Origin of the sequence: Yersinia sp. J1 (genome assembly GCF_050586585.1) — a bacterium.
GTDB classification, from domain to species: domain Bacteria; phylum Pseudomonadota; class Gammaproteobacteria; order Enterobacterales; family Enterobacteriaceae; genus Yersinia; species Yersinia entomophaga.
Map to the genome: position 1 here is coordinate 25,168 of NZ_JBOBDP010000016.1, position 25,299 is coordinate 50,466.

The following is a 25,299-nucleotide window of genomic DNA, read 5'->3' on the forward strand; positions in this document are numbered from 1 at the left end:
ATCGGCCAAAGATCGGATAACTTGAGTAAATTTGGCAAAAAATACCCATTTTTCCCGATGGATTACGGCGATATTCCTGCTAAAAAAAACCGCCCGGGGATAAATCACAGGGCGGTCGGGGTTTTACGCCGTCAGTTTGCTGCCTGCCGTTAGAAAATTTGACTTAAATCATGGGTATAGGCTTTGACCGCCTGATTCCCAGCGCTCTTCATTTGCTGAATAACGCCCACCAATTTCTGCGCGTATTGTGGATCGGTTGCGTAACCCGCTCGCTGCAAGGCATGTGCCGCCTGCTCCGGCGTATTCGCCGCCGCCACTTCCGCATAGCGAGGATTTTTGGTCAGCAATTTGACGTAGTCGCTAATCGCTTCGACGTAAGAACCGTAAACGCGGAAGCTGGCCTTGGTTTTCTTCGCCACGCCTTGCTCGTACTCAGTGGTTGTGATTTCACTAACCGGCCCTTCCCAATTGCTGCCTGCTTTAATACCAAACAGGTTGTAGCTGGATTTGCCTTCCGCCGTCGGGATCTCGCGGCGCCCCCAGCCTGATTCCAGCGCCGCCTGAGCCACAATCAGTTGATGAGGAATGCCACTCTGTTGGCTGGCCATTTTGGCCGGGATCGACAAACGCGAAACAAAGTTATTGTTATTGAGCGACAGCGGGCTGGTACCTTCCGGCGGCGGCGTGGGAATTGCCCGACGCATCATCTGCGCCAGCGCCTGCGCCGGCAGGGTTTGCATGACTTCTTTATCCAGCGCCATCGGCACAGTACCGGCCGTTTCACTTGGCGACTGGCTACCGGAAAGTTGCTTCACCATCATATCGGCCAGGCCGAGACCTTTCACCGACATTTCCTGCGCAATCTGCTGGTCATACATAGAGGTATAGAGCCGGGTTTGGTCGCTGCTCAGCGGGCCGTCTTCCGGCATGGCGGAACGCATACTTTTCAGCATCATTTGCACAAACATCCCTTCGACCTGCTGAGCCACCTGTTTTAGGTTGCCCTGCGGATCTTTTGCCACATCACGCTTTAAGGCGTTCAGGGATTGGGCGTCGTATGCCGCCCCGGACATGGCCATCAAATCGCTCATCAAATAATTTCCAGTTTAGCCCGCAGACAGCCGGCGCTTTCCATCGCCTGCAAAATAGACATCAGGTCGATTGGCGTTGCGCCCAGAGAATTCAGCGCGCGAATAACGTTGTTCAGATTCGGGCTGGCATTCACTTTTTGCAGCGCGCCCCCTTCCTGACGTACGGATATCTGGGTATTTGGCGTGACAACGGTCTGACCGCCGCCGAACGGCGTATCCGGCTGGCTTACGGTATTTTGTTTATCCACCACAACCGACAGATTGCCCTGCGCCACCGCACAAGAATCCAGCACAACGTTACGGTTCATCACCACCGAGCCGGTGCGGGAATTGATAATGACCTTGGCATCGCCCGGATCGACATTAACTGGAATATTCTGAATATCGGCCAGGAAACGCACCTGTGAGCTGCTACCGCTTGGCACCAGAACCTGAATGGTACGGGCGTCAATCGCGGTGGCAGAACCGAAGCCACGCGAACGGTTTATCGCATCGCTTATCTGCTGCGCCAGCGTAAAATCTTCGTTATTTAACTGAAGGTTAAGCACGCCGCTGCTGCCAAAGGTAGTCGGTAATTCTCGTTCTATGGTCGCGCCATTGCTGATTCGTCCACCGGTCAACTGGTTAACGGTTACGCTGCTGCCGCCTGAAGACGCCCCTGCGCCTCCGACCAGAACGTTGCCCTGCGCCAACGCATAAACCTGATTATCCACGCCTTTCAGCGGAGTCATCAGCAAAGTCCCACCGCGAATACTTTTGGCGTTACCCATGGAAGAAACCACCACATCGATGGTTTGCCCAGTGCGAGAAAACGCAGGCAATTTAGCGGTAACCATCACCGCCGCCACGTTTTTCAGCTGCATATTGGTGCCCGGCGGCACAGTAATCCCTAACTGGGACAACATGTTGCTCAGGCTTTGAGTGGTAAAGGGAGTCTGCATGGTCTGGTCACCGGAGCCATCCAGCCCCACGACCAGCCCGTAGCCAATCAGGGCGTTATCCCGCACGCCCTGAACGGTAACCAAATCACGAATTCGCTCTGCCGATGCCGGCAGCCACACCAATGACAACAGTGCGGCAAAAAGCGGGATGAGAGATTGTTTACGCATTAATCGGCCTCTTAGAACGGCGAAACATTAAGGAAGAACCGCTGCAACCAGCCCATGGTTTGCGCTTCATTGATATAGCCATTACCCACGTATTCGATACGTGCGTCCGCCACCTGAGTTGAGGTAACGGTGTTGCTGCCGCTGATGGTGCGCGGATTGACGACCCCGGAGAAACGAATAAACTCGGTTCCCTGGTTGATTGCAATCTGCTTCTCCCCCACGACATGCAGGTTACCGTTGGCCAGAACCCGATCCACGGTCACGGTAATAGTGCCGTTAAAGGTGTTATTGGCATTGGCTCCACCTTTGCCGCCAAAGGTGCTATCGCCGGAAATATCCAGATCGGCACGGGCGTTGCCCAGTAAACCTTCCAGATAGCGCGGCGCAGTGGCTACGCCAAATTTGCTGGCACCGTTACGGCTGGCGTTGGCAGAAGAGCTTTTGCTGGCGCTGACGTTTTCCTGCAAGGTAATGGTTAGCGTGTCGCCGATATTGCGCGGGCGACGGTCTTCAAATAGCGGCTGATAGCCATAGTTCATCGGCTGAACAGCCTGAAATATTGAGCCATTCGGCAAGGGCGCACTCGCTGGCGCGGGTTGCGCAGAGGTGGTGCCATCCACCAGTGGTTTATGCGGAATATACGCACAGCCATTGAGCAGCAGCACCGCCATTGTTGGCGCACAGACCCATCTCAATCCACTTAATTTTCTGAACGGCGAAGTATCCATCTCTGTTTTTATTACCTGTAACCAAAGGGGTAAGCTGCCTTGAACCCCAAAATTCCAATCGGCCTAACGCAGTCAGGGGGCAATCCAGCCCCCCGAAAGCTATCTTAGATCTGAGTCAGTTTTTGAAGCATCTGATCAGAAGTTGTTACCGCTTTACTGTTGATTTCATAGGCGCGCTGGGTCTGGATCATGTTGACCAACTCTTCCGCCACGTTGACGTTAGAGGTTTCAACATAGCCCTGATACAGCAAGCCTGCGCCGTTCAGGCCCGGCGTACTTTCATTCGGTGCGCCGGAGCTGGCGGTTTCCTGATACAGGTTTTCGCCTACGCTTTCCAGACCGGTGTCGTTGATAAAGGTAGTCAACGTCAGTTGCCCGACCTGCTGAGCGGCGGTTTGCCCCTGCTGAGTCACGCTAACGATACCGTCACGCCCTACCGTGATGCTCAAGGCATTGGCAGGAATCGTGATGGCAGGCTGCACCTGAAAACCACCGGCGGTTACCAGTTGACCGTTCTGATCCATCTGGAATGAACCGTCACGGGTATAGGCATTGGTGCCGTCAGGCAATTGCACCTGGAAGAACCCCTGCCCTTTGATGGCGATATCTTTACTGTTATCAGTCTTGGACAGGTTCCCCTGGCTGTGTAGGCGCTCGGTGGCCACCGGACGAACACCCGTACCAATTTGCAGGCCGGACGGCAAGGTAGTCTGTTCCGAAGATTGAGCCCCCGGCTGACGCATGGTTTGATACAGCAAATCTTCAAACACGGCGCGCTGACGCTTAAAGCCATTGGTGCTAACGTTTGCCAGGTTGTTGGCAATAACGTCCATGTTGGTTTGCTGGGCATCTAAACCGGTTTTGGCAATCCATAATGAGCGGATCATCAGTGTACTCCTCTGCGCCTGGGCGCTTAACTCATAGCTAACAGCTGGTTAGCGCGCTGTTCGTTCTCATCCACGCTGTGAATGACTTTCATCTGCATTTCAAAACGGCGGGCGTTGGCGATCATATCCACCATAGTTTCCACCGGTTTGACGTTGCTGCCTTCAATCACGCCAGGCATCACTTTGACCAGCGGATCGTTCGGCAACGTAGCACCACGTTGCTGTTGCGTAGCCGGCGTCAGATGGAACAAACCGTCATCGCCGCGCGTCAGCTCACTGCCCTGCGCCTGAACCAGTTTTAACCGGCCAATCTGAGCAATGGTGTTTGGCGGATCGCCCGCGTTCAACGCCGAGATGGTGCCGTCAGCCGCGATCGTGACTTCCGCCTGCGGCGGGACGTCAATCGGGCCGTTATCCCCCATCAGCGGATAACCCTGCACCGTCATCTGACCGTCGGCAGAAACCTGAATGTTACCGTTGCGGGTATAACCTTCGGTGCCGTCTGGCAACTGCACGGCCATAAAACCGTCTTGCTGCAGCGCCACGTCCAGCGGGCGACCGCTGTAGTTCATTGGCCCCTGACTCATATCCGCACCGGGCGTCGATGCCGCCACCAAAGTACGCGTCGCCATGCTCGGCCCGTCAATCGGTACTGCTCGCAACGCAGATAACTGCGCGCGGAAGCCCGGCGTTGAAGCATTTGCCAGATTGTTCGCGGTAACGGCCTGCTGCTCCAGCGTCTGCCGGGCGGCACCCATCGCGGTATATATTGCGTGATCCATGCTGCTATCCCGTTAGCGCGATTAGCGCAGGTTGACCAGAGTTTGTAAGATCTGATCCTGGGTTTTGATGGTCTGGGCGTTGGACTGGTAGTTGCGCTGGGCAACGATCATATTTACCAGTTCTTTACTCAGATCCACGTTGGAAGATTCCAACGCACCGCTGGTCAGCGTACCGAAACCACCACCGCCTGCCGTACCCAGAATCGCGTTACCGGAAGCCGCAGTTTCTTTCCAAACGTTATCGCCCTGTGAAGACAAGCCTTCCGGGTTAGCAAAGTTAGTCAGTACGATCTGGCCCAGCAGCTGTTTCTGTTGGTTAGAGTAAGTACCGATCACGGAACCGTCTTTTTCGATCTGGAAGCCAGTAAACTCACCTGCCGCATAGCCGGTTTGGTTCTGGGCTGAGATGCTGTCAGTACCGGTATTCTGCTGCTTGGCACCGGCCAGATTCAGTGTAAACGTCTGCGCTGGCGCACCATTCAATGCGGACATTGGCACATTCAGAGTGAATGGCGTTGCGCTTGGAGCACCTGCCCCATCGGTCGTGCCGGTGAGCAGACCGTTGGTATCGAAGTTCATGGTGCCTTGCTTGTCGGCTTTAGAACCGGCCACGCTGGTGTCTTGGGTGTACACGTCCCAGGTGTTGTCTTTGGTTTTCACAAAGAACACGCTGACATCGTGGCTGTTACCCAGACTATCGAAGGTGGTGATATTGTTGACGAAGCTATAAGTATCAGGCTTAGCCGGATCAAAAGTTTCGGTGATTGGCTTGTGAGATGAATTCAGGTTAGCGATCATGTTGCCGGAAGTGGTCGCTTTCGCGCTGATCATGCCCTGTGGAATCGTCAGCGGAATCGGCTGAGCACCCTGCTGAACCGTTGGCGGTGTACCTGTGGCAGGATAGCCGGTCAGGTGCAAGCCTTGCTGGTTAACGATGTTACGGTTTTCATCCAGTTTGAACTGGCCGTTACGCGCGTAGAAAATACCGCCGCTGCTGTCTTGCATACGGAAGAAACCGCTTTGGCTGATAGCCAGATCCAAACGACGGTTAGTGGTGGTTGGGGTACCGTCGTTGAAGTCCTGAGTGATACCGGCAACTTTTACGCCCATACCGGTTTGAGAACCGGCAAACATATCGGCGAAAGATACGGAACCTGCTTTAAAACCAGAGGTAGCCGAGTTGGCAATGTTGTTACCGATCACATCCAGATTACTAGACGCTGCGTTTAAACCGCTGACTGCTTGAGAAAAACCCATGTTACTCTCCGTTAGGATTCAAGGCGTTGATACAACATCAAAACGCCGGGTAAATGAGAGAACCAAACTCTTGTCTGGCCCACTGCTTTATCAAAATGCCTTCCGTGCACGAAGCAGCGGACTTACAGAATCTGGCGAACTTCATCCATCGTCACGGTGCCACGCGGGCCGAGATCCAGCTTGGTACCCTGAGCGCCCTTGGTGACACCGTTCACCACGCCAAAGCTCAGCGCCGTTGGGTTCAGTGACTCCACACCGCTGCTGGCGGCGATACTGACGCTGTAGGCGCCATCCGGTGCGTTGCTGCCGTCTTCCAGCTTGCCATCCCAAGTAAAGACATGAACGCCTGCCTCTAAACCACCAGGGAATTCAATAGTTTTGACCACGTTACCGTTGGTATCGCTGATAGTGGCGGTCACTTTGTCGGCTCCGCGCACCAGTTCCATACCGAACGGCGTCGTACTCACGATGTCGTCCTTCGAACCGGCCAGAATACTGTTGCCCGGCACCATCACGCCGTGGCCAATGAGCGCACTAGCCTGTAACGATTGACCGTTATCAATCTGACCTGAAATCGAACCCAAGGTCGTATTCAGTTTCTCAATACCTTGTACCGTACTGATTTGCGCCAGCTGAGTGGTCAATTCATTGTTTTGTAGAGGATTAGTTGGGTCCTGGTTTTTCAACTGGGCAACCAGCAGCGTCAGAAAGCTGTTTTGCATCTCTTCGCTGCTACCAGCACCGCCGAGAGTCTGTTTTTGCTGAAGCTTGGCAGCGGTATTGGGAATAGTGTTGTCCAAGCTGTCATTCATTGAGGTATTAATTGCCATTGTCGGCTCCGATTATTGGCCCAAAGTCAGCGTTTTGAGCATCATGGATTTAGTGGTATTCAGCACTTCCACGTTGGCCTGATAGCTTCGGGAAGCGGAAATGGTGTTCACCATCTCACCCACCACATCCACGTTCGGCATACGCACATAACCTTTGGCATCCGCCAGTGGATTACCCGGCTGATACACCAAACGATCCGGAGCCGTGTCTTCTACGATCTGTGCGACACGAACGCCGCCGGTTTCCTGAGCGCCTTGATTGGCAACCTGAAACACTACCTGCTTTGCGCGATAAGGCTGGCCATCCGGCCCGGTTACGCTGTCGGCGTTGGCCATGTTACTGGCGCTCACGTTCATCCGCTGGGATTGCGCAGACAACGCAGAACCGGCGATATCAAATATATTCAGTAAAGACATACGCCTTATCCTTGTTGTAACACTGACATCATCCCTTTGATCTGGCTGCCAAGAATGGTCAGATCGGTTTGATATTTCAGACTATTATCGGCGAAATTGGTACGTTCACGGTCCATATCTACCGTGTTGCCGTCCATCGAGGGTTGGTCTGGAACCCGGAATAGCAGATCCAGATCCGGCGGCTGAATATTTTGAGCCGGAATATGACGGGCTGCGGTCAAACTGAGTGACATCCCGCTGCCGTTAACACGCCCTTGCTCCATCACTTTTTGCAGTTGGCTGGAGAAATCGATATCGCGAGCCTGAAAGCCCGGCGTATCGGCGTTGGCAATATTGGCAGACAAAATTTCCTGCCGCTGAGCGCGAAGATTTAGCGCCTCTTGTTGAAAGCGCAGAGCACCGTCCAGTTTGTCGAGCATAGCCCCCCCGCGAGGTTAGAATTTGGAGTCGACAGCATAAACGGCGTTAGGGAAAGCCTATCGTTTGAATAAGGGCAAAATGCGTCGCTATTTATCCCCTTAACCCTTTTCAGCTACAGGTACACTAGTGGGGAAGCAGTCAATCTATCGGGCCATTAAATCGGCCTCAAGACGTAGGGGATTCCATGAAAGCAGGCGGTGTCATCGGGTTAGGCGTGGCGTGGCTGTGTGTAGGAACAGCGCAGGCAACGGATCTGGCCGAACAGATTGACCAGTTCTTTCACAGCCAATTCCCCTCGGATACCCGGCAGGTTGAAGTGAAAATAAAAACGCCACAGGCTCAATGGCCGCAGTGTGAAAATCCCGAAATCTCGCTACCGGCCAACGCGCGCCCATGGGGTAACGTCAGTTTGTCGGTGCGCTGTGGTCAGCAACGGCGTTTTATGCAGACGCAGGTGCAGGTCACGGGGAAATATCTGGTGGCCAGCCGCCAGATCACTGCCGGTGAGAAGCTGGCAGAAAAAGACATGGCTTATAAGGAAGGACGGTTGGACACCTTGCCGCAAGGCGCGTTAAACGAGGCACGTTTTGCTAAGGGTACGATCAGTTTACGCCATATTAATGCCGGACAACCGCTGACCAAGGCCATGCTCAGGCGCTCATGGGTGATCAAGGCCGGTCAGGCGGTTCAGGTTGTCGCGCAGGGAGAAGGCTTTAATATCAATAGCGAAGGCAAGGCGATGAACAACGCCGCCCTTCAGGATAACGTTCGGGTGCGTATGGCGTCGGGTCAAATCGTCAGTGGCACCTTGGGTGACGATGGCGTTATTCGCATTATGTTATAGTGATTAAAGTTTTTATCATCGTTGCCGATAACCATTAACAAGCAGTTATTCGCGGGTGAATTAGCGTAAATCCCGCCACCAGTTTGCGGGTCACTAATCTAAATCCCGCCATGAAGGGAGTAACACCATGAGCATCGATCGCACACAGCCACTGGTGCCGGTCAGCCCGGTACAACCGCGCGAAACCAGCGAGGCAGCGCAGCAAATGCGTAAGTCTACCCAGGCTAAAGCGCAAGTTAGCGGCACGCAGGTTAAACTCAGCGACGCGCAAGCCAAGCTGATGCAACCGGGCAGCCAGGATATTAATGTAGAACGTGTAGAAAGTTTGAAACAGGCTATTCGCTCCGGCCAACTGACCATGGACACCGGTAAAATTGCCGATGCCCTGTTAAAAGACGCTGCGGATTATCTTAAAAATAGTTAATTGTGTAAGGATAAGTGGCGGTGGAAAGATTACAGACCAATCTGGATCAACAGCTGGAATGTTTAGATACCCTGTCCGTGGTTATCGCTGAAGAGCAGCGATTACTGTGCGACGGGCGAATTCACGGCGTGGTTCTGCAAGGGATAACCGAGCAAAAAAGTTCGTTATTAGCGACTCTGGATTATCTGGATCAAAACCGTCTGGCGGCAGAAACAGCGGCCAAAATCAAAGCCCCTTATCAGCAAGTTCCTGCGCTGACAGAGCGCTGGGAGCGAATCCTGAAAAAAGCCGAAAAGATGCGTTATACCAATTTGCACAACGGTTTTTTGCTGAATCAGCACATCGCGCACAATGATGAGGCGCTGGCGGTATTGAATACGCGCCACGGTCAGTCTCTGTATGGCCCCGATGGTCAGTCCCGCGGCGCTAGCCTGCTGGGGCGTAAAATCGGCGTTTAAACTTCAACCTGCGGTTGATTTTTGAGCTAATTATCTGACGGTGGTGGCGTTCGTCACGCATCACCGTTAAAGGTGAATTTTTTCCTTTCTAATTTCCTCTGGTTTTTCACGTTATTATTCTTCATAAAATTAATATTTTTCTTGTACTGTGTTCCTTCCGGGTCGTTACATCTACCGCAAGGTAACTTACCCATCTGACTCTCACTCATCTATTGATTGTTATTGCTGAAGGTTTCAGATAACGCTTCTGGTCAACATCACAAGCCTGATGAAAATTGGGTGCTGGATCAAATTTCGGTTGACGGAACGCCGCGATTCGCGCCTGTTCAAGCGCGGCGCCCATGCTTCGCGTCCTGCCTGCATTCTTCATTCGACAACTCAAATGCGCTCTGAAAGGTCAAGCTCAAGGTCAAAAGCCATATCAACGGCGAAAGACAAATTATGACTCATAAGAAAAATGGTTTTAATTTTAACAAGGCGCAATCGGGAAGTAGGCCAAGCCGGGATAAGAACCAGAGTGAACAGCCGGCAGTTGTTTAAAGCGCTTTGAGCCGTAGGGTCAGGATGCGCCCGCTGCTGAATCTAGCGCTGGCTCACCGGACGAAGAGTGCACGAGGGAGGAAACAGTGAGCTACCGGGCTTTCGAAACCAGATCCGAACTTAATCTTCGTCTGACTTAGATGGGAAAACACAATAAGAAAGCGAGGGAAAAGCCGAACGACGAGGCTTTAAAAATCGGCTCCAGTTTTATATTTATCTTTTATTACTCTAAGGTGAATCTGATAGAAAAGGGTAAATATCCTCAATTTAGAGCCACTGAAAAGCGGCTCAATTGAAAGATATTGGCAATCTGAATCTGTTTACCTTAAAAAGGGAATTCTATTGATAATTCACTATCACCTGGTTACTCATCACCTGTAACGGCGGATTCACTCGCCCCTGCCCTTGAATCAGATAGACAAAAGTCAATGGACTGGTTGCAGACTCACCCGCCAGACCCCGGCTGGAACCGCTACCGCCGTTCAAATCAATACAACGAGAGGGGGAACAAAGCTTCATTTGCAGACCATTGGGAGCGGCGGAAAGCAACTGTATCCGCCAGCTAACCGACACAATGCGATGCTCCGCGGTGACATAAGGCGTGGTCGGACGCAATACCGGCGATGAAGTCGGCACGCCACGTAAATTCTGCGTCACACCAATATCATCGGCAACCCAACTGCCGGAAGCACTGTAAGCGCCCCACGACACTGACGCTAACGCGGCTAAAACCAAAGCATGAAACTTCATTAGGCGGCTCCAATGGTGGATGTCATGCGAATTTGACGATTGTCGCCAATCTCCAGATTGGACAGCACCACCATTTGCGGCAGACTGCGACGCAGGAAGCGAGCCAGCAACGCACGCAACGCGTGGTTAACCAGCAATACCGGCGGTGCGCCCAACATTTCCTGACGCTGCAATGCCTGTTTCGACTGATCCAGCAAACGATCCGCCAGACCCGGTTCCAAACCGCCACCACCTTGCAAGGCTTGCAACAACAAACGCTCCAACGCCGCATCCAGACCGATAACCTGAATTTCTCCGGTACCAGGGAACCACTGCTGTGCAATCGAACGACCCAGCGCCACGCGCACTACCGCCGTCAGCTCGTACGGATCGGTTTGGTTCGGCGCATGTTCCGCCAGCGTTTCAATAATGGTTCGCATATCGCGAATAGACACCCGCTCGGACAACAAATTCTGCAACACTTTGTGGAAAATTGTCAGAGACACCACACCCGGAATGAAATCTTCCGTCAGCTTAGGCATTTCCTGCGACACACGCTCCAGCAACTGCTGCGTTTCCTGACGACCGAATAATTCGCTAGCATATTGACTGATCAAATGGTTTAAGTGAGTCGCCACCACGGTGCTGGCCTCAACCACGGTAAAGCCCTGAATCTGCGCCTGCTCACGCAAAGCACTCTCAATCCAGACCGCAGCCAGCCCAAAGGCTGGATCCTGTGTCGCTTCACCGGGTAATGTTCCCACGGCATTGCCAGGGTTAATAGCCAGCCAGCGCCCCGGATGGGCTTCGCCGCTGCCGATCTCCACCCCTTTCATCAGAATACGGTAGCTGGCAGGTGGCAATTCGAGATTATCCCGAATATGCACCACCGGCGGCAGATAGCCCATTTCCTGCGCAAATTTCTTACGAATACTGCGGATACGCCCCAATAATTCGCCGTTTTGCTGGAAATCCACCATAGGAATCAGGCGATAACCCACTTCCATGCCCAGCGGATCCTCCAGTTGTACATCTGACCAAGTCGCTTCGGCAGCCTGCTGCTGATCCTGCACCACGGGCTGTTCTGCCACCGCAGGCTGACTGGTCTGTTTGCCCTTTAAACGCCAGGCCAAAGCCAGTAAAGCCGCGGTGAACAACAGGAAGACAAAGTTCGGCATTCCCGGCACCATGCCCAGTAACCCCAGAACGCTGGCGCTCAGCACCATCACGCGCGGGTTATTGAACAGTTGGGTGACCATTTGCTGGCCCACGTCCTGATCGGTACTCACGCGGGTGACGATAACACCGGCAGCAGTAGAGATAACCAAGGCAGGAATCTGCGCAACCAGACCGTCACCGATGGTTAGCAAGGTATAGGTTTCTGCGGCGTGGCCCACGGCCATATCATGCTGCATCACCCCAACCAACAAACCGCCGATCACGTTAATCACCATGATCAGCAAACCGGCTACGGCATCACCGCGAACGAACTTACTGGCACCGTCCATTGAACCGTAGAAATCGGCTTCCTGGGTAACTTCAGAACGTCGTTTTTTTGCTTCCTCTTCGCCAATCAAACCGGCGTTAAGATCGGCATCGATAGCCATCTGCTTACCGGGCATTCCGTCCAGTACAAAGCGCGCGCCTACTTCGGCAATACGTCCTGCACCCTTGGTGATAACCATAAAGTTAATCACAACCAGAATGATAAACACGACGATACCGATGGCAAAGTTACCGCCCACCAGGAAGTGGCCGAAAGCTTCTACCACCCGCCCCGCCGCCGCCGCACCGGTATGACCATCCATCAAGATGATTCGGGTCGAGGCAACGTTAAGGGATAAGCGTAATAAGGTAGAAAACAGCAGGATAGTTGGGAAAGCGGCAAACTCCAGCGTGCGCTGAGTAAACATCGCAACCAGCAATACCATGATGGACAACGCAATATTGAAGGTAAACAGCAGGTCCAGAATGAACGGCGGCAATGGCAAAACCATCATCGACAAAATCATCAAAATCAGAATTGGACCGGCAAGTATCTGCCACTGCGTGTCTTTAAAATTGCCCGGTAAACGAAGCAGGGCGGCCAAGTTAGCCATTAGTCTCACTCTCTCCAGCAAAATCCAGTGCATCCGGCACCGGTAGATTTTCAGGTTTTTTAGGAATCAGCCCACCTTCCAGCTTCCAGCGTTTAAGCTGATAAACCCAGGCAAGAACCTCTGCCACCGCCGCGTACAGGGTGGCCGGGATATGCTGACCGATCTCACTATGACGATACAGAGCACGAGCCAGCGGCGGTGCCTCTAACATCGGGATGCGGTGTTCAGCACCTAACTCACGAATTCGTAACGCTATTTCTCCTGCACCTTTGGCTAACACTCTCGGCGCACTCATCTTGTTCTCGTTATACTGCAAGGCCACCGCATAGTGCGTCGGGTTGGTAACAATCACATCCGCCTGCGGTACATCGGCCATCATGCGGCGACGGGCCATCGCGCGCTGCTGCTGGCGAATACGTCCTTTAACGTGCGGATCCCCTTCCTGATCCTTGAATTCGTCGCGTATTTCCTGCTTGGTCATGCGGAGCTTTTTGATATGACTCATAATTTGATAAAACACATCAAAACTCACCATAGGCGTTAAGCCCAACACCACGATAAAACCGCAGAACAAAATCAAACGCAGGGCATCACCCAGTGCGGCAAGGGGCGGAGCCGCTATCAGCCGCAGCATGTCAGGCCAGTAGTGCCACAAAAACATGCCGGTGACCCAACCGACTAACGTGGCTTTAAGAATCGCTTTCAGCAGTTCGGCCAGCACTTGCGAAGAAAACATGCGCTTCAAGCCGGAAAGCGGATTCATACGTTTTAAATCGAACTTAAAGGATTCGGCGCTAAATGAGATGCCGCCCAATAACATCGGAACCGACAGCGCGACCAATACCAATCCAATAAATACCGGTAACAGCGCCGTCACGGTTTGCATCAGCAGCATGCCAATCTGTCGCAGCATATGCTTTTCATCACCAATCACGCTGTGGTCAAACTGTAATCCCTGCGCGATCATCGCCGCCAGTTGCCGCCCGATGGATTCGCCAAAAACCCACAGGATCGACAAACCGGCCCCGAGCATCAGCATCGAGGTCAGTTCGCGCGAGCGAGGAATCTGGCCTTTTTCGCGAGCCTTCTCCAGCTTATGGGCTGTGGGTTCCTCGCTCTTTTCCAGATCGCTATCTTCAGCCACAGTCAGTGTCCCTGTTCAGCTTGGGCGTTCCTGTTAAGAATAAAAAATTAAAGGAAAAATAATTGCCGCTAGCATGACAAAATTTTTCTGGGGTGATGGACGGAACAAAGCAGCAATTAGGCGGTTATTTCTCTGATAAGGCGATGGGCTTCGCCTCGCTCCACGCATAATTTTTAAGCCACAGGGAGATATCGCCAGTTGAAAATTCAACGCTGCATTCGGTTTTATCATTTTATTTTTAGCAAAAATAACGCTTAGGCTAGCTAATGATAATGAATATCCCGTCATAAACGCCTGATAGTCATTAGCGAGGCGTTTATGTAAAAGACAGGTTCCAGGTGATATAAATAAATAGAAGTTGGGAGTGATTAATTATATCAAAGCCATTAACCAAGAATAACTAACATTCACTGTTAGCATAATAAACCGATGACCAATTCAATCAAAAAGGATTTGAAATGAAAAGATTTGACGTTACTTATGACATTAAAGATAACCATAGAAAAATTTTACCTTTGGTTAAATCCGGCGATTTACTTATTGTAAGAATGAAAGCTGGAAAAGAATTTTCCGATACAATGGATAAAATCATTAAAGACGAACCCTTACATTACAATTTATTGTTTAATATCAGTAATGTAAACGTCTATGTGGTTAGGGTTGAAGGGGAAGAAAACGTTATCAATGAATTGAGAGAAAAACTTTCCACCGATCGGGATGTCAGATTTGCCGGTTTCGGTTTTAGGAATGAACAAACTGCTGAGCCGATCGTTTATACAGAAAATATCTTTATCAAATTCAAAAATGACATAAAAAAAACCCAATGTGAATATATCATTAATAAATACAATCTTATTATAAAAAATGAAATTTCATTCCTTAAAAACGCCTATTTTATTTCAGCCATAGAAGATACCGGCGATGATATATTTACTCTCGCGGAGGACATACTGAATTGTGAAGAAGTGGAATATTGTCATCCTGAATTAATTCACCAAAAAATGCCTAAAGCGATTCACCCCAATCAATGGCATTTGAAGAAAACTACCGTGAGAACAGAAACGGATGTCGACGCCAGCGCTAACGTTGAAGCCGCCCACGAAATAACACGCGGCGCGGGTATCACCATTGCCATTATTGATGATGGCTTTGATATTCAGCACCCTGAATTTATGCGGCCGGGTAAAGTCGTCCATCCCCATAACTATGAAATGGGTTATGAGAATGAAAATCCCTTGCCGGATAAAAGTAACCGACACGGAACCGCCTGCGCCGGCGTGGCCTGCGCCGATGGTTTGTATGGCGCATCCGGCGTAGCACCGGAGGCAAATCTGATGCCTATTCGTCTGGTCGATGGCTTAGGCTCCATGGGGGAAGCTCTCGCTTTCGTTTGGGCTGCGGATAAAGGCGCGGATATCATTTCTTGCAGTTGGGGGCCCGCCGACGGTATTTGGTTTGATCCTGATGATGAATATCACGATAGAGAAACCGAATTACCGGCGCTTACGCGTCTAGCCATAGACTATGCGGTAGAAAAAGGGCGTAACGGGAAAGGGTGCGCGGTTTTCTTTGCCGCAGGCAACGGTAATGAATCGGTCGATAATAACGGTTACGCCAGTAATGACAAAGTCATAGCCGTTGGTGCCTGTAATGACCGCAGCACCCGCTGCGCCTACAGTGACTTCGGCAAAGCGCTGTGGTGTACCTTCCCCAGCGGGGATTTCGCCCATCCTGAGAAATTCCACCCCGCCCCACTCACCTCCGGCATCTGGACCACCGATGTACGTAATCAGGACGGGTATAATACCGGTATGACGCTAACCGGCGATCTCTTTGGTAATTACACCAACAAGTTCGGCGGCACCTCCAGTTCCTGCCCCGGCGCCGCTGGCGTGGCCGCCCTGATTCTGTCCGTCAATCCATCGCTCACCTACCTTGAGGTCAGAGATATCATCCGCGACTCCTGCGATAAGATTGATCGGAAAAATGGCAAATATGATAAAAATGGGCACAGCAAATGGTATGGCTACGGGCGAGTCAATGCGGAAAAGGCAGTGTTGTTAGCCAAATGCAGGCAGGAAGAAGTGAGGGACGTACTATAAATCTGTGACAACGAGTGAAGCGCCATTTTTCAGTTGGATAACCAGTCAAAATGATGGCCAAGCAGTAAATTGCAGATGAGGGAAATGTCCTCATCTGCATTTAAACGTTCACCGTCAGCTTAGAAACCTAGGCTATCCAGTAAATCATCAACCTGATCCTGGTTTGCAATTACCCCTGCACCGTTTTTATCCAGCTGAGGGCCATTAAGTAAACTATTGACTGGCTGAGGTTTTGCCGTTTGTTCCGGAATATTTTCCATCAGCACCATTAATAACTGTTTCTCAATTTCCTGCACCACATCCATCATGCGCTTGATCACCTGACCGGTAAGATCCTGGAAATCCTGCGCCATCATAATCTCCAACAGCTGCGCGTTGGTGAAAGAAGTGTGTTCTGGTACCAAATCCAGATATTCGCGAGTATCAGTGACCAGTGAACGTGCATCAGACAATTCGATCGGATTGGCAAACCATTCATCCCAGCGAACTTTAAGCGCTTTAGCCGATGACTCCAGCTCGTTTTGGCGTGGTTGAGCCGCCTCAACACAGTTCAGCGCACGTTCCGCCGCCTGTGCCGTCATGTGAACCACGTAGTCGAGACGATCGCGTGCATCTGGAATCGCTTCCGCCGCCTGAGCTATCGCCTGATCAAGCCCCAGCTCACGCAGGCTGTCACGTAGCATACGTGTCAGATTACCAATCCGGCTGATTATATCACTGGCTGATGCCGCATCAGTTGCGGGCATTGGATGGTTATTCATCTCGACTCCTTACATGCCCAATTTTTCAAAGATCTTATTGAGTTTTTCTTCCAAGGTCGCTGCAGTAAAAGGCTTCACTACATAACCGCTGGCACCCGCTTGCGCAGCCGCGATAATATTTTCTTTTTTGGCTTCTGCGGTCACCATTAGCACCGGTAAAGCTGCGAGCGCGCCGTCCGCGCGAATGGTTTGCAACAATTGCAGGCCATCCATGTTTGGCATGTTCCAGTCAGAAACCACAAAATCAAAACCGCCTGCGCGTAATTTGTTCAATGCGTCGACGCCGTCTTCAGCTTCGTCCACATTGTTAAAGCCCAGCTCTTTTAGCAGGTTTCTGACAATACGACGCATGGTCGAAAAATCGTCTACCACTAAGAATCTGAGATTTTTGTCCGCCATACTTACTCCTAAGGTTTGTTGCTCACCGCTGAGCTATTGAAAACAAAAGCCGATTTACACCGGAATATTAAAATCTGAAGCCGATCCCTAGATACGTAAGGCTTGACCACTGCTTATCTGCGCCAACATACGCTGGCTTACCTGGTTCAGATCCAGTACTTCATTGACGCCACCCATGCCGATGGCTTCACGTGGCATACCAAACACCACGCAACTGGCTTCGTTCTGGGCAATGGTATATGCGCCAGCCCGATGCATTTCCAGCAAACCGGCGGCACCGTCATTGCCCATACCGGTTAAAATCACGCCGACGGCGTTACGCCCCGCGCACTGGGCAACGGAACGAAACAGTACGTCAACCGACGGGCGATGGCGATTCACCGCCGGGCCATCGTGAATACGTACCTGATAGTTCGCGCCGCTGCGGGTCAGTTCCAGATGGCGATCCCCCGGTGCGATGTAAGCATGTCCCGGTAACACACGTTCGCCGTCCTCCGCTTCCTTTACCGTAATTTGACAAAGCTTGTTCAAACGTTCGGCAAAAGAACGGGTAAATCCCGGTGGCATATGCTGAGTAATCAGCAACGCCGGACTGGTCGGCGGCAAAGGCTGCAATACGGTACGAATCGCCTCGGTTCCTCCGGTGGATGCGCCAATGGCAATCAGTTTTTCACTACTCAGCAGCGGAGCATGACTCAGCATGACCGGCGCATTATCCGTAATGCGTCGTGGCAAACGGGCTTTCGCCGCGGTGCGGATTTTTTCTGCAATCAGCTCGCTATAAGCCAGCATGCCTTCGCGGATACCCAATTGAGGTTTAGTGACGAAATCAATCGCCCCAAGCTCCAGCGCTCGCATAGTAATTTCGGAATTCTTACCAGTTAATGACGAAACCATCACTACCGGCATAGGTCGCAGTCGCATCAGTTTTTCAAGAAAATCCAGGCCATCCATGCGCGGCATTTCAACGTCAAGTGTCAGTACTTGCGGATTAAATTTCTTGATCAAATCACGGGCAACCAGCGGATCTGGCGCCGTAGCGACCATTTCCATATCCGGGTGACTATTAATAATCTCGGTCATTAACTGGCGCATTAATGCTGAATCATCAACGCACAATACTCTGATTTTACTCATCACCTCTCCTTGGTCAGTCCATAAACGGTCTGCCCGCGCAAATAGAATTCCCGACTGATTTGACTGAAATTCTCCGAGTGGCCAGCAAACATCAGGCCGCCGGGTTTTAGCAAAGGAACAAAGCGGCGCAAGATGCGTTCCTGCGTCTCTTTATCAAAATAAATCATAACATTACGACAGAATATCGCGTCGAACTGTCCCGGCAGCGCCCATTCTGGCGCTAACAGATTAAGCTGCTGAAAAGTCAGCATATTAGACAGTTCCGGTCGTACCCGAACCAAGCCTTGATGAGGGCCGGTTCCGCGTAAAAAATAGCGCTGCATCTGTTGAGCAGAAAGCGAGCGCAATTCATCCTGTCGATAAACGCCACTGGTGGCCTTTTCCAATACCTGAGTATCAATATCACTGGCCAAAACCTGACAGCTACCGGCACGATGCCCTAAGGTATCGCTCAACGTCATCGCGATAGAATAAGGTTCTTCTCCCGTCGAGGCCGCGGTACTCCAGACCGAATAATTCCCTGGTCGCTGGCGAGCATGTTCAGCCAAAATCGGAAAATGATGGGCTTCGCGGAAAAAAGCCGTCAGGTTAGTGGTTAAAGCATTAACAAACGCTTGCCATTCTGCGCTATTCGGATCGGTTTCCAGCAACGCCAGGTATTGACCAAAATCATTAATATTCAGCAACCGCAGGCGTCTCACCAGGCGGTTGTAAACCATTTCCCGCTTATGATCGGCCAGTACGATACCTGCCCGCTGATAAATCAGCTGGCAGATACGTCGGAAATGCACATCCGACAGCGGTAACCGTTGTACCATCTGGTTTAATATCGACCCAGAATCTGGGGGGGTTGACTTAGGAGATGGTTTCATCCGGCCTCACCCTTAAAAAATGACATGCTACGCCGTTTAACAATCTGAGATTTCCTTAACAACAGGTTGCTTATCTGCACCTGTAGCCTCCTGCCAATCCCCATCGTAGCCATCTTGCGCCAAACGGAAGACTGACACCGCATGGGAGAGATAACCTGCTTGCTCTTCCAATGCGTTGGCTGCAGAAGCTGCCTCTTCCACTAATGCGGCGTTTTGCTGTGTTACCTGATCCATTTGGGTGACCGCCAGCGAAACCTGCTCGATCCCGCGGCTTTGCTCATCCGAAGCCGAGGCAATTTCCCCCATAATGTCGGTAACTCTTGTTACAGAGCGGACAATTTCTTCCATGGTGGTGCCTGAGTTTTCTACCAAAGTAGAGCCCTGACGCACGCGACCAACGGATTCGTCGATCAGTCCTTTAATTTCTTTTGCGGCCTGCGCACTGCGCTGAGCCAGATTCCGCACTTCACCGGCGACAACGGCAAACCCGCGACCTTGTTCACCGGCACGAGCCGCTTCTACCGCAGCGTTCAGCGCCAGAATATTGGTCTGGAAAGCAATGCCGTCGATTACGCTGGTAATTGCACCGATTTTATGAGAACTCGCAGCGATTTCGTGCATAGTGCTAACCACGTCGCTGGCCAGAGCGCCACCTTTAGCGGCGGTTGCCGAAGCATCCTTGGCTAATAGCGTTGCCTGACGGGCGTTATCCGCATTCTGTTTTACCGTTGCGGTTAATTGCTCCATGCTGGCCGCGGTTTCTTCCAGCGAAGCCGCCTGCTGTTCCGTACGGGCGGAAAGATCGTTATTACCTGCGGAAATCTCCTGAATACCGGTCAACATTGATTCGGTGCCGTCTCGGACTTTACTCACAGTGCTAATCAGCGACTGCTGCATAATGCGCAAACTGCCGAATAATTGACTGATTTCATTACGCCCGGTAACCGAAATATTGCCCGCTAAATCGCCTTGAGCAATCCGGTCAAAATGCTCACGCATAATCGCCAGCGGCTTCACAAACATGGTACGCAGCCAGATCAGGCAAGAAATCGCCATAGAAATCACCAGCACAATTGCACCAGCAAAAATCCATTTGGAAAGCAAATAAGCCTGCCCATTTTCATGGCCAGATTCGGCAATAATTTCAGAGGTATGCTGTAGGTATTGCACAAAATCAGCTTCAAACAGATCCTGAGTTTTCTGGGTCGGTTGATCCATAAACTCTTGTAACTTGCCGGCTTCGAGGAACACGATCAATTCCCGCAGCGCCGCGCGTAAATTCTGATAGCTGGCTTGTGTCGCGTCGGTTAATTCAACGGCGCTGGCATCAACACGGGGTACAGCCAGGAATTGGTTAAAGTAGAGATCTGCTTTCTGTAACGAACTGCGGGCATTGCCCATTAATTCGTTGACCTTTTCCTGTGGTACGTTGAGAGCCGCACGGGTAGCCGCGCGGTTTAAGGTATTACGAGCCTGAAGCAAGGATACCCAACTCAGGCTTAATGCATCCCGTTGCTGGCTACTTAGATCCACTCGGTTGAGATTTTGGTTGTCTGCACGAAAAGCAGTAAACGACAGACCACTTGATATCAACTGTATAGAGCAAATCATCATCAGTAACAGGAAAAAGCTGGTAGAAATCCGGATTCGGCCAAACATCGTAACCTCTTCTCAGCCGGCTCTAAGGCCGGCTTTTAATATTATATTTTGTAGGGTCTAGAAAGTTTCCCAATTCTCTTGCAGGTCACTTCCCAGTGTTTTTTTAGCAGTACCGGTCTGTTCCACTACCGGCTGCTTGGTTCTTCTCACATCTTTATTACTATTACCGTTATCCACCCGCAGGATGAAAACAGACATCGATTGGGTCAGCAGGCTGGCCTGCTCTTCCAAAGCCGCAGCGGCGGAAGCAGATTCTTCAACCAACGAGGCGTTTTGTTGCGTTACGCGGTCCATTTCTGTCACCGCCTGACCAACCTGATCAATACCGCGACTTTGTTCATCAGAGGCGGAAGCGATTTCGCCCATGATGTCAGTGACGCGGGTCACTGCATTCACAATGTCACCCATGGTTTCCCCGGCGCTTTCTACCAGCACGGAGCCCATGTCTACCCGGTTAACCGAGTCTTCGATCAGACCTTTAATTTCTTTTGCCGCCTGTGCACTACGCTGCGCCAGGTTACGAACTTCACCCGCTACCACCGCGAAGCCTCGACCTTGCTCACCGGCGCGCGCGGCTTCTACCGCGGCGTTCAACGCCAGAATGTTGGTCTGGAAAGCAATACCATCAATTACGCTGGTAATATCGGCGATCTTCTGTGAACTACCGGCAATGTCATGCATGGTTTGCACCACGTTAGCCACCACTTTGCCGCCTTTTTGCGCGGTTTCAGAGGCGCTCAGAGCCAATTGGCTTGCCTGACGAGCGTTTTCGGCATTCTGTTTCACTGTTGCGGTCAGCTGTTCCATGCTGGCGGCGGTTTCTTCCAGAGAAGCGGCCTGCTGTTCAGTACGAGCAGACAAATCGTTGTTACCCGCAGCGATTTCAGATGCGCCACTATAAATAGCATCGGCACCCATACGCACGCCGCTCACGGTGTTGATCAGCTCTGACTGCATGTTTTTCAAACTGGCTGCCAACGCGCCCATTTCGTTACGACCCAGCACTTCGATCGGCTGAGTCAGATCACCGCCAGCGATGTGTTTGATGTGTTCAATCAAACGATTTAACGGATTAATCAGAATGTGTTGGATACCGAACCAAACGATCAGCATCACTGCTACTACCGCGATCAGAATCGCAATCAGGATACCCATAGCAACGGTGAATGACTTATTACTGTCTTCTACCGCTGAGGCATACAGGTTGTCGTTTAGCATACGGTAAGCGGTGTAATCTTTTTCAAAGGCGTCCTGGAAACTGGTGGTCGGCTGATCGAAGAACTCTTTGATTTTGCCGGCTTCCATTAACTGGATCAGTTCGGCCAACGCGCCTACGTATGCATCGTAAGTCTGTTTCATGCGTTGGGTACTTTCAGCGCTCTGTCGGCTATCCACTGGAATCTGTTCGAAATCAGCGTAACTTTTTTGCGCTTTAACCAGCGTGTCTTTCGCCAAGGTCAACAACTCAGGCAACGGCGTACCGCTACCGGTACCGTTCGCATCCGCCATATAGCGAATCCCCGCGCGGTTCAGGGTATTTCGGGTTTGAACCAGATTGACCCAGCTATCGCTCAGTGAAGATTGTTGCTGACGAATAACCTGCAAAACGGCAAAGTTTTCTTTATCGTTTTTGAGGGCATTAAAGAAAAGCCCGCCAGAAATAAGCTGTAAGGCACCAAATAACACCAACACCAGCAATAAACTGGTGACTACTTTCATACGCTTGAACATGTTATCCCTTCATAAGTACGTCAAATCAAAAGTACGTCAATTACATGTGTTATCGGCAGCGGCAGGGGGAACTTTACCTGAGGGCACAACTATTATTTTGCGGCACCTGAAGGGAGCTATTGAGCGGCAGACACGGTATTCACCTGTAAAAAAGCGGGGTTTCCCCCGCTGGTATCTACTTAACCTTTCGCAACGCTGTCGATTAACGACATTTCTTCGCTACTCAACAGCTTTTCGATATCCACCAAAATCAGCATTCTTTCCCCGAGAGAGCCAAGGCCCGTCAGGTATTCAGTTGCCAGAGTCACGGCAAACTCAGGTGCCGGGCGGATTTGCTCGTTAGTTAATGACAGCACGTCGGACACGCCGTCAACCACGATACCCACCACGCGCTGATCGAAATTCAAGACGATCACCACGGTATTTTCGTTGTAAGACACGTTGTTCTGCGCGAACTTCACGCGCAGATCGATAATCGGCACAATGACGCCGCGCAGGTTGGTGACGCCTTTAATAAACGCCGGGGTGTTTGCAATGCGCGTGACCTGATCGTAACCGCGAATTTCCTGCACTTTCAGAATATCAATGCCGTACTCTTCATCACCCAGCGTAAAAATCAGGAATTCTTGTCCTACCGTTTCGCCAGCCAATTTAGTGACGGTTGCTAGTCCTGCCATGTTTCTACCCTTCAATCAATAGGTTGAATTTATAATCTATTCCACGAAGCCGTTTAGCCCGGCCAGCGCGATTAAACTCAACTAACCGCACGGCGTGAATAGATTGTTATGCTTATATTCAGGACTGCCAACCTTAGTCGGCATCCTGTGTCCATATTCGGACTGGCTACGCGGCATCCTCAACGGATACACGCTTTTCCCGGTTTAACGCCTGTAGAGCAGAAACATCCACGATCAGAGCAACGCTGCCGTCCCCCAGAATGGTTGCGGCAGAAATACCCGGCACTTTGCGATAGTTACTTTCCAGGTTTTTCACTACCACCTGATGCTGACCAATCAACTGATCGACCAACAGCGCATAACGACGGCCTGCACTTTGCAGAATCACCACAATGCCCTGAGTGGCTTCGGTTTTAGCATTAGGAACGTCAAACACCCGGTATAGCTCAACCAAAGGAAGATACTCACCGCGTACCTGTAATACGCGCTCGCCGCCAGCCAACGGATGCAAATCCTCCGCCTGAGGTTGCAGAGATTCCATAACCGCATTCAATGGCAGAATGAACACTTCATCATTCACTTTGACCGACATACCGTCCAGAATCGCCAGCGTTAGCGGCAGCAGGATGCGAATAGACGTGCCCTTCCCTGCCTGGAAACTGACTTGCACATGGCCGCCCATTTCCTGAATATTTCGTTTCACTACGTCCATGCCCACGCCGCGGCCGGAAACATCCGTTACCTGCTCAGCGGTGGAAAAGCCCGGTGCAAAAATCAACATGCCGACGTCTTCATCGCTCATGTGTTCATTCACCGCCATGCCTTGAGACATCGCTTTAGCCAGAATTTTTTGACGATTCAGACCGGCGCCGTCATCGATCACCTCAATACAGATATTGCCGCCCTGATGCTCCGCCGACAGCGTCAGATTGCCGACCGGGGATTTACCTGCTGCAATACGGGTTTCAGGATTTTCAACGCCGTGATCCAGACTGTTACGCACCAAATGCGTTAACGGATCGATAATGCGTTCGATCAGGCTCTTGTCCAGCTCGGTAGAACTGCCCAATAACGTCAGTTCTACTTGCTTATTCAGCTTGCTGGCCAGATCGCGAACTAAACGCGGGAAGCGGCTGAATACATATTCCATCGGCATCATACGAATCGACATTACCGACTCTTGCAGATCCCGAGCGTTACGCTCCAACTGCCCCATGCTGTTAAGCAGATCGCCATGAGCTACCGGATCCAGAGTGCTGGAACGCTGGGCCAACATGGATTGGGTGATCACTAATTCACCCACCAGATTGATCAATTGGTCAACCTTCTCAACCGCTACGCGAATACTGGTTGATTCGCTGGCTTTTGGCCGCGGTTTCGCTGGCTCAGCGCCGGTAGCCGGAGCCGGTTTCACCGCTTCCGCTACCGGTGCAGCGGCTGTAACAGGCGCCGCTTCCACTGCTGGCGCACTTGCCGCAGGTGCATTTGTCGCTGGTATAACAACGTCCGCTACTGCCGGTGCTTCTACAAAACTGATTTGTTCCGGTTCCAAAACGAAGCACAGCACGGCACAAATATCGTCTTCACTCACTGAAGTTATCAGCGTCGCTTCCAGGCTGTTTTCACCCTGATGAGGGTCTTTCACTTCCCCCAGATTGCCCAGTTCTTCCAGCATCAGCGGGATTTCCTGTGGCTTCAGGCCAGACAGGCAAATACGCATTCCTCCCTGAACCAGAGCCGGGGTCGCTGTGGTTTTAGCCTCGTTAGCCGCCGCAGGTGCGTTAGCCGCAGCCGCCGGTTCTAATGCTTCAAGTGCCAGTTGGCGCAATGCCTGACAGATATATTCAAAGCTATCCCGATTGGGTTCTTGGGAGGTTTTATAGGCGTCCAACTGTTCTTGCATGATGTCTTTTGTTTCCAAAAACAGGTTGATGATGTCAGTGCTCAGGCGCATTTCATTGCGTCTGGCACCATCCAACAAGTTTTCCAGCAGATGGGTTGTTTCTTGTAACACGGTAAAGCCGAAGGTTGCGGCCCCGCCCTTGATTGAATGCGCTGCACGAAAAATCGCATTGAGCTGTTCATTATCAGGCGCTAATGGGTCCAGCAATAACAGGTGCTGTTCCATGTCTGCCAGCAGTTCGTCTGCTTCATCAAAGAATGTTTGATAAAACGCGGTAATATCCATGCTCACGTTGTCAC

Annotated in this window: 25 protein-coding genes; 4 read left to right on the forward strand and 21 right to left on the reverse strand. The window is 51.5% G+C overall.

Annotation, left to right across the window (positions count from 1 at the left end; genetic code table 11):
* Positions 1–149: 149 nt before the first annotated feature.
* The 9 genes from flgJ to flgB form a co-directional block, all read right to left on the reverse strand.
* Positions 150–1,091: a flagellar assembly peptidoglycan hydrolase FlgJ gene (gene flgJ / locus ACQ4OC_RS16760; protein ID WP_064517638.1), complete on the reverse strand. Its 942-nt coding sequence runs from the start codon at positions 1,089–1,091 to the stop codon at positions 150–152.
* Positions 1,091–2,200 carry a flagellar basal body P-ring protein FlgI gene (locus ACQ4OC_RS16765; protein ID WP_064517636.1) on the reverse strand — a complete coding sequence of 370 codons (1,110 nt, stop codon included), beginning with the start codon at positions 2,198–2,200 and terminating at the stop codon, positions 1,091–1,093. Before ACQ4OC_RS16765 ends, flgJ begins: the two co-directional genes overlap by 1 nt.
* A gap of 11 nt (positions 2,201–2,211) precedes the next feature.
* A complete protein-coding gene (gene flgH / locus ACQ4OC_RS16770) occupies positions 2,212–2,928 on the reverse strand; it encodes a flagellar basal body L-ring protein FlgH (protein ID WP_049597508.1) in 717 nt (238 codons plus the stop codon).
* A gap of 104 nt (positions 2,929–3,032) precedes the next feature.
* Positions 3,033–3,815 carry a flagellar basal-body rod protein FlgG gene (flgG, locus tag ACQ4OC_RS16775; protein WP_049597507.1) on the reverse strand — a complete coding sequence of 261 codons (783 nt, stop codon included), beginning with the start codon at positions 3,813–3,815 and terminating at the stop codon, positions 3,033–3,035.
* Positions 3,816–3,841: 26 nt separating this feature from the next.
* The gene (locus ACQ4OC_RS16780; protein ID WP_049597506.1) at positions 3,842–4,597 is read right to left on the reverse strand and encodes a flagellar basal body rod protein FlgF; all 756 of its coding nucleotides are present in this window, start codon (positions 4,595–4,597) and stop codon (positions 3,842–3,844) included.
* A gap of 21 nt (positions 4,598–4,618) precedes the next feature.
* Complete coding sequence (gene flgE, locus ACQ4OC_RS16785; protein WP_430971426.1) at positions 4,619–5,854, reverse strand: flagellar hook protein FlgE; 1,236 nt, start codon at positions 5,852–5,854, stop codon at positions 4,619–4,621.
* 122 nt (positions 5,855–5,976) lie between these two features.
* A complete protein-coding gene (gene flgD / locus ACQ4OC_RS16790; RefSeq protein WP_064517631.1) occupies positions 5,977–6,684 on the reverse strand; it encodes a flagellar hook assembly protein FlgD in 708 nt (235 codons plus the stop codon).
* 12 nt (positions 6,685–6,696) lie between these two features.
* A complete protein-coding gene (gene flgC, locus ACQ4OC_RS16795) occupies positions 6,697–7,101 on the reverse strand; it encodes a flagellar basal body rod protein FlgC (RefSeq protein WP_049597503.1) in 405 nt (134 codons plus the stop codon).
* Positions 7,102–7,106: 5 nt separating this feature from the next.
* Positions 7,107–7,520, reverse strand: coding sequence for a flagellar basal body rod protein FlgB (flgB, locus tag ACQ4OC_RS16800; RefSeq protein WP_049597502.1), 414 nt, complete (start codon positions 7,518–7,520; stop codon positions 7,107–7,109).
* A gap of 185 nt (positions 7,521–7,705) precedes the next feature.
* Here flgB and flgA point away from each other — a divergent pair, with 185 nt between their 5' ends.
* From flgA to ACQ4OC_RS16815, 3 genes are all read left to right on the forward strand, one after another.
* Positions 7,706–8,365 (forward strand): flagellar basal body P-ring formation chaperone FlgA, encoded by a 660-nt coding sequence (flgA, locus tag ACQ4OC_RS16805; protein ID WP_430971427.1) that lies wholly within the window; start codon positions 7,706–7,708, stop codon positions 8,363–8,365.
* Between the two features lie 127 nt (positions 8,366–8,492).
* Positions 8,493–8,789, forward strand: a complete 297-nt coding sequence (gene flgM, locus ACQ4OC_RS16810) for a flagellar biosynthesis anti-sigma factor FlgM (RefSeq protein WP_064517627.1) — start codon at positions 8,493–8,495, stop codon at positions 8,787–8,789.
* A gap of 14 nt (positions 8,790–8,803) precedes the next feature.
* Positions 8,804–9,247, forward strand: coding sequence for a flagella synthesis protein FlgN (locus ACQ4OC_RS16815; protein WP_064517625.1), 444 nt, complete (start codon positions 8,804–8,806; stop codon positions 9,245–9,247).
* 879 nt (positions 9,248–10,126) lie between these two features.
* Here the strand turns inward: ACQ4OC_RS16815 and ACQ4OC_RS16820 are convergent.
* Genes ACQ4OC_RS16820 through ACQ4OC_RS16835 form a run of 4 tightly spaced genes read right to left on the reverse strand, consistent with a single transcriptional unit; the run spans position 10,127 to position 14,047 of the window.
* Positions 10,127–10,537, reverse strand: a complete 411-nt coding sequence (locus tag ACQ4OC_RS16820; protein ID WP_064517623.1) for a flagellar protein FlhE — start codon at positions 10,535–10,537, stop codon at positions 10,127–10,129.
* Entirely contained in the window at positions 10,537–12,615 is a 2,079-nt protein-coding gene (gene flhA / locus ACQ4OC_RS16825) for a flagellar biosynthesis protein FlhA (protein ID WP_064517621.1), read from the reverse strand. The genes ACQ4OC_RS16820 and flhA overlap by 1 nt, the downstream gene beginning before the upstream one ends.
* Positions 12,608–13,759: a flagellar biosynthesis protein FlhB gene (gene flhB / locus ACQ4OC_RS16830; RefSeq protein ID WP_064517619.1), complete on the reverse strand. Its 1,152-nt coding sequence runs from the start codon at positions 13,757–13,759 to the stop codon at positions 12,608–12,610. Before flhB ends, flhA begins: the two co-directional genes overlap by 8 nt.
* A gap of 33 nt (positions 13,760–13,792) precedes the next feature.
* A complete protein-coding gene (locus ACQ4OC_RS16835; RefSeq protein ID WP_128821883.1) occupies positions 13,793–14,047 on the reverse strand; it encodes a hypothetical protein in 255 nt (84 codons plus the stop codon).
* Between the two features lie 170 nt (positions 14,048–14,217).
* Between ACQ4OC_RS16835 and ACQ4OC_RS16840 the strand changes: the two genes are divergently transcribed.
* Complete coding sequence (locus ACQ4OC_RS16840) at positions 14,218–15,861, forward strand: S8 family peptidase (protein ID WP_064517616.1); 1,644 nt, start codon at positions 14,218–14,220, stop codon at positions 15,859–15,861.
* Positions 15,862–15,980: 119 nt separating this feature from the next.
* Here ACQ4OC_RS16840 and cheZ read toward each other — a convergent pair whose 3' ends face one another.
* The 8 genes from cheZ to cheA all read right to left on the reverse strand — a co-directional run bounded on the left by cheZ (position 15,981) and on the right by cheA (position 25,285).
* Positions 15,981–16,622 carry a protein phosphatase CheZ gene (gene cheZ, locus ACQ4OC_RS16845; RefSeq protein ID WP_049597494.1) on the reverse strand — a complete coding sequence of 214 codons (642 nt, stop codon included), beginning with the start codon at positions 16,620–16,622 and terminating at the stop codon, positions 15,981–15,983.
* A gap of 9 nt (positions 16,623–16,631) precedes the next feature.
* On the reverse strand, positions 16,632–17,021 hold the full coding sequence (gene cheY / locus ACQ4OC_RS16850; protein WP_049597493.1) for a chemotaxis response regulator CheY: 390 nt from the start codon (positions 17,019–17,021) through the stop codon (positions 16,632–16,634).
* 87 nt (positions 17,022–17,108) lie between these two features.
* Complete coding sequence (locus ACQ4OC_RS16855; RefSeq protein WP_049597492.1) at positions 17,109–18,158, reverse strand: protein-glutamate methylesterase/protein-glutamine glutaminase; 1,050 nt, start codon at positions 18,156–18,158, stop codon at positions 17,109–17,111.
* On the reverse strand, positions 18,158–19,030 hold the full coding sequence (cheR, locus tag ACQ4OC_RS16860) for a protein-glutamate O-methyltransferase CheR (protein ID WP_064517614.1): 873 nt from the start codon (positions 19,028–19,030) through the stop codon (positions 18,158–18,160). Before cheR ends, ACQ4OC_RS16855 begins: the two co-directional genes overlap by 1 nt.
* Positions 19,031–19,066: 36 nt before the next feature.
* Entirely contained in the window at positions 19,067–20,689 is a 1,623-nt protein-coding gene (locus ACQ4OC_RS16865) for a methyl-accepting chemotaxis protein (RefSeq protein WP_430971428.1), read from the reverse strand.
* 57 nt (positions 20,690–20,746) lie between these two features.
* Positions 20,747–22,420: a methyl-accepting chemotaxis protein gene (locus ACQ4OC_RS16870; RefSeq protein ID WP_064517610.1), complete on the reverse strand. Its 1,674-nt coding sequence runs from the start codon at positions 22,418–22,420 to the stop codon at positions 20,747–20,749.
* Positions 22,421–22,599: 179 nt separating this feature from the next.
* Positions 22,600–23,097: a chemotaxis protein CheW gene (gene cheW, locus ACQ4OC_RS16875; protein ID WP_049597488.1), complete on the reverse strand. Its 498-nt coding sequence runs from the start codon at positions 23,095–23,097 to the stop codon at positions 22,600–22,602.
* Between the two features lie 166 nt (positions 23,098–23,263).
* On the reverse strand, positions 23,264–25,285 hold the full coding sequence (cheA, locus tag ACQ4OC_RS16880; protein ID WP_162975217.1) for a chemotaxis protein CheA: 2,022 nt from the start codon (positions 25,283–25,285) through the stop codon (positions 23,264–23,266).
* Positions 25,286–25,299 lie beyond the last annotated feature (14 nt).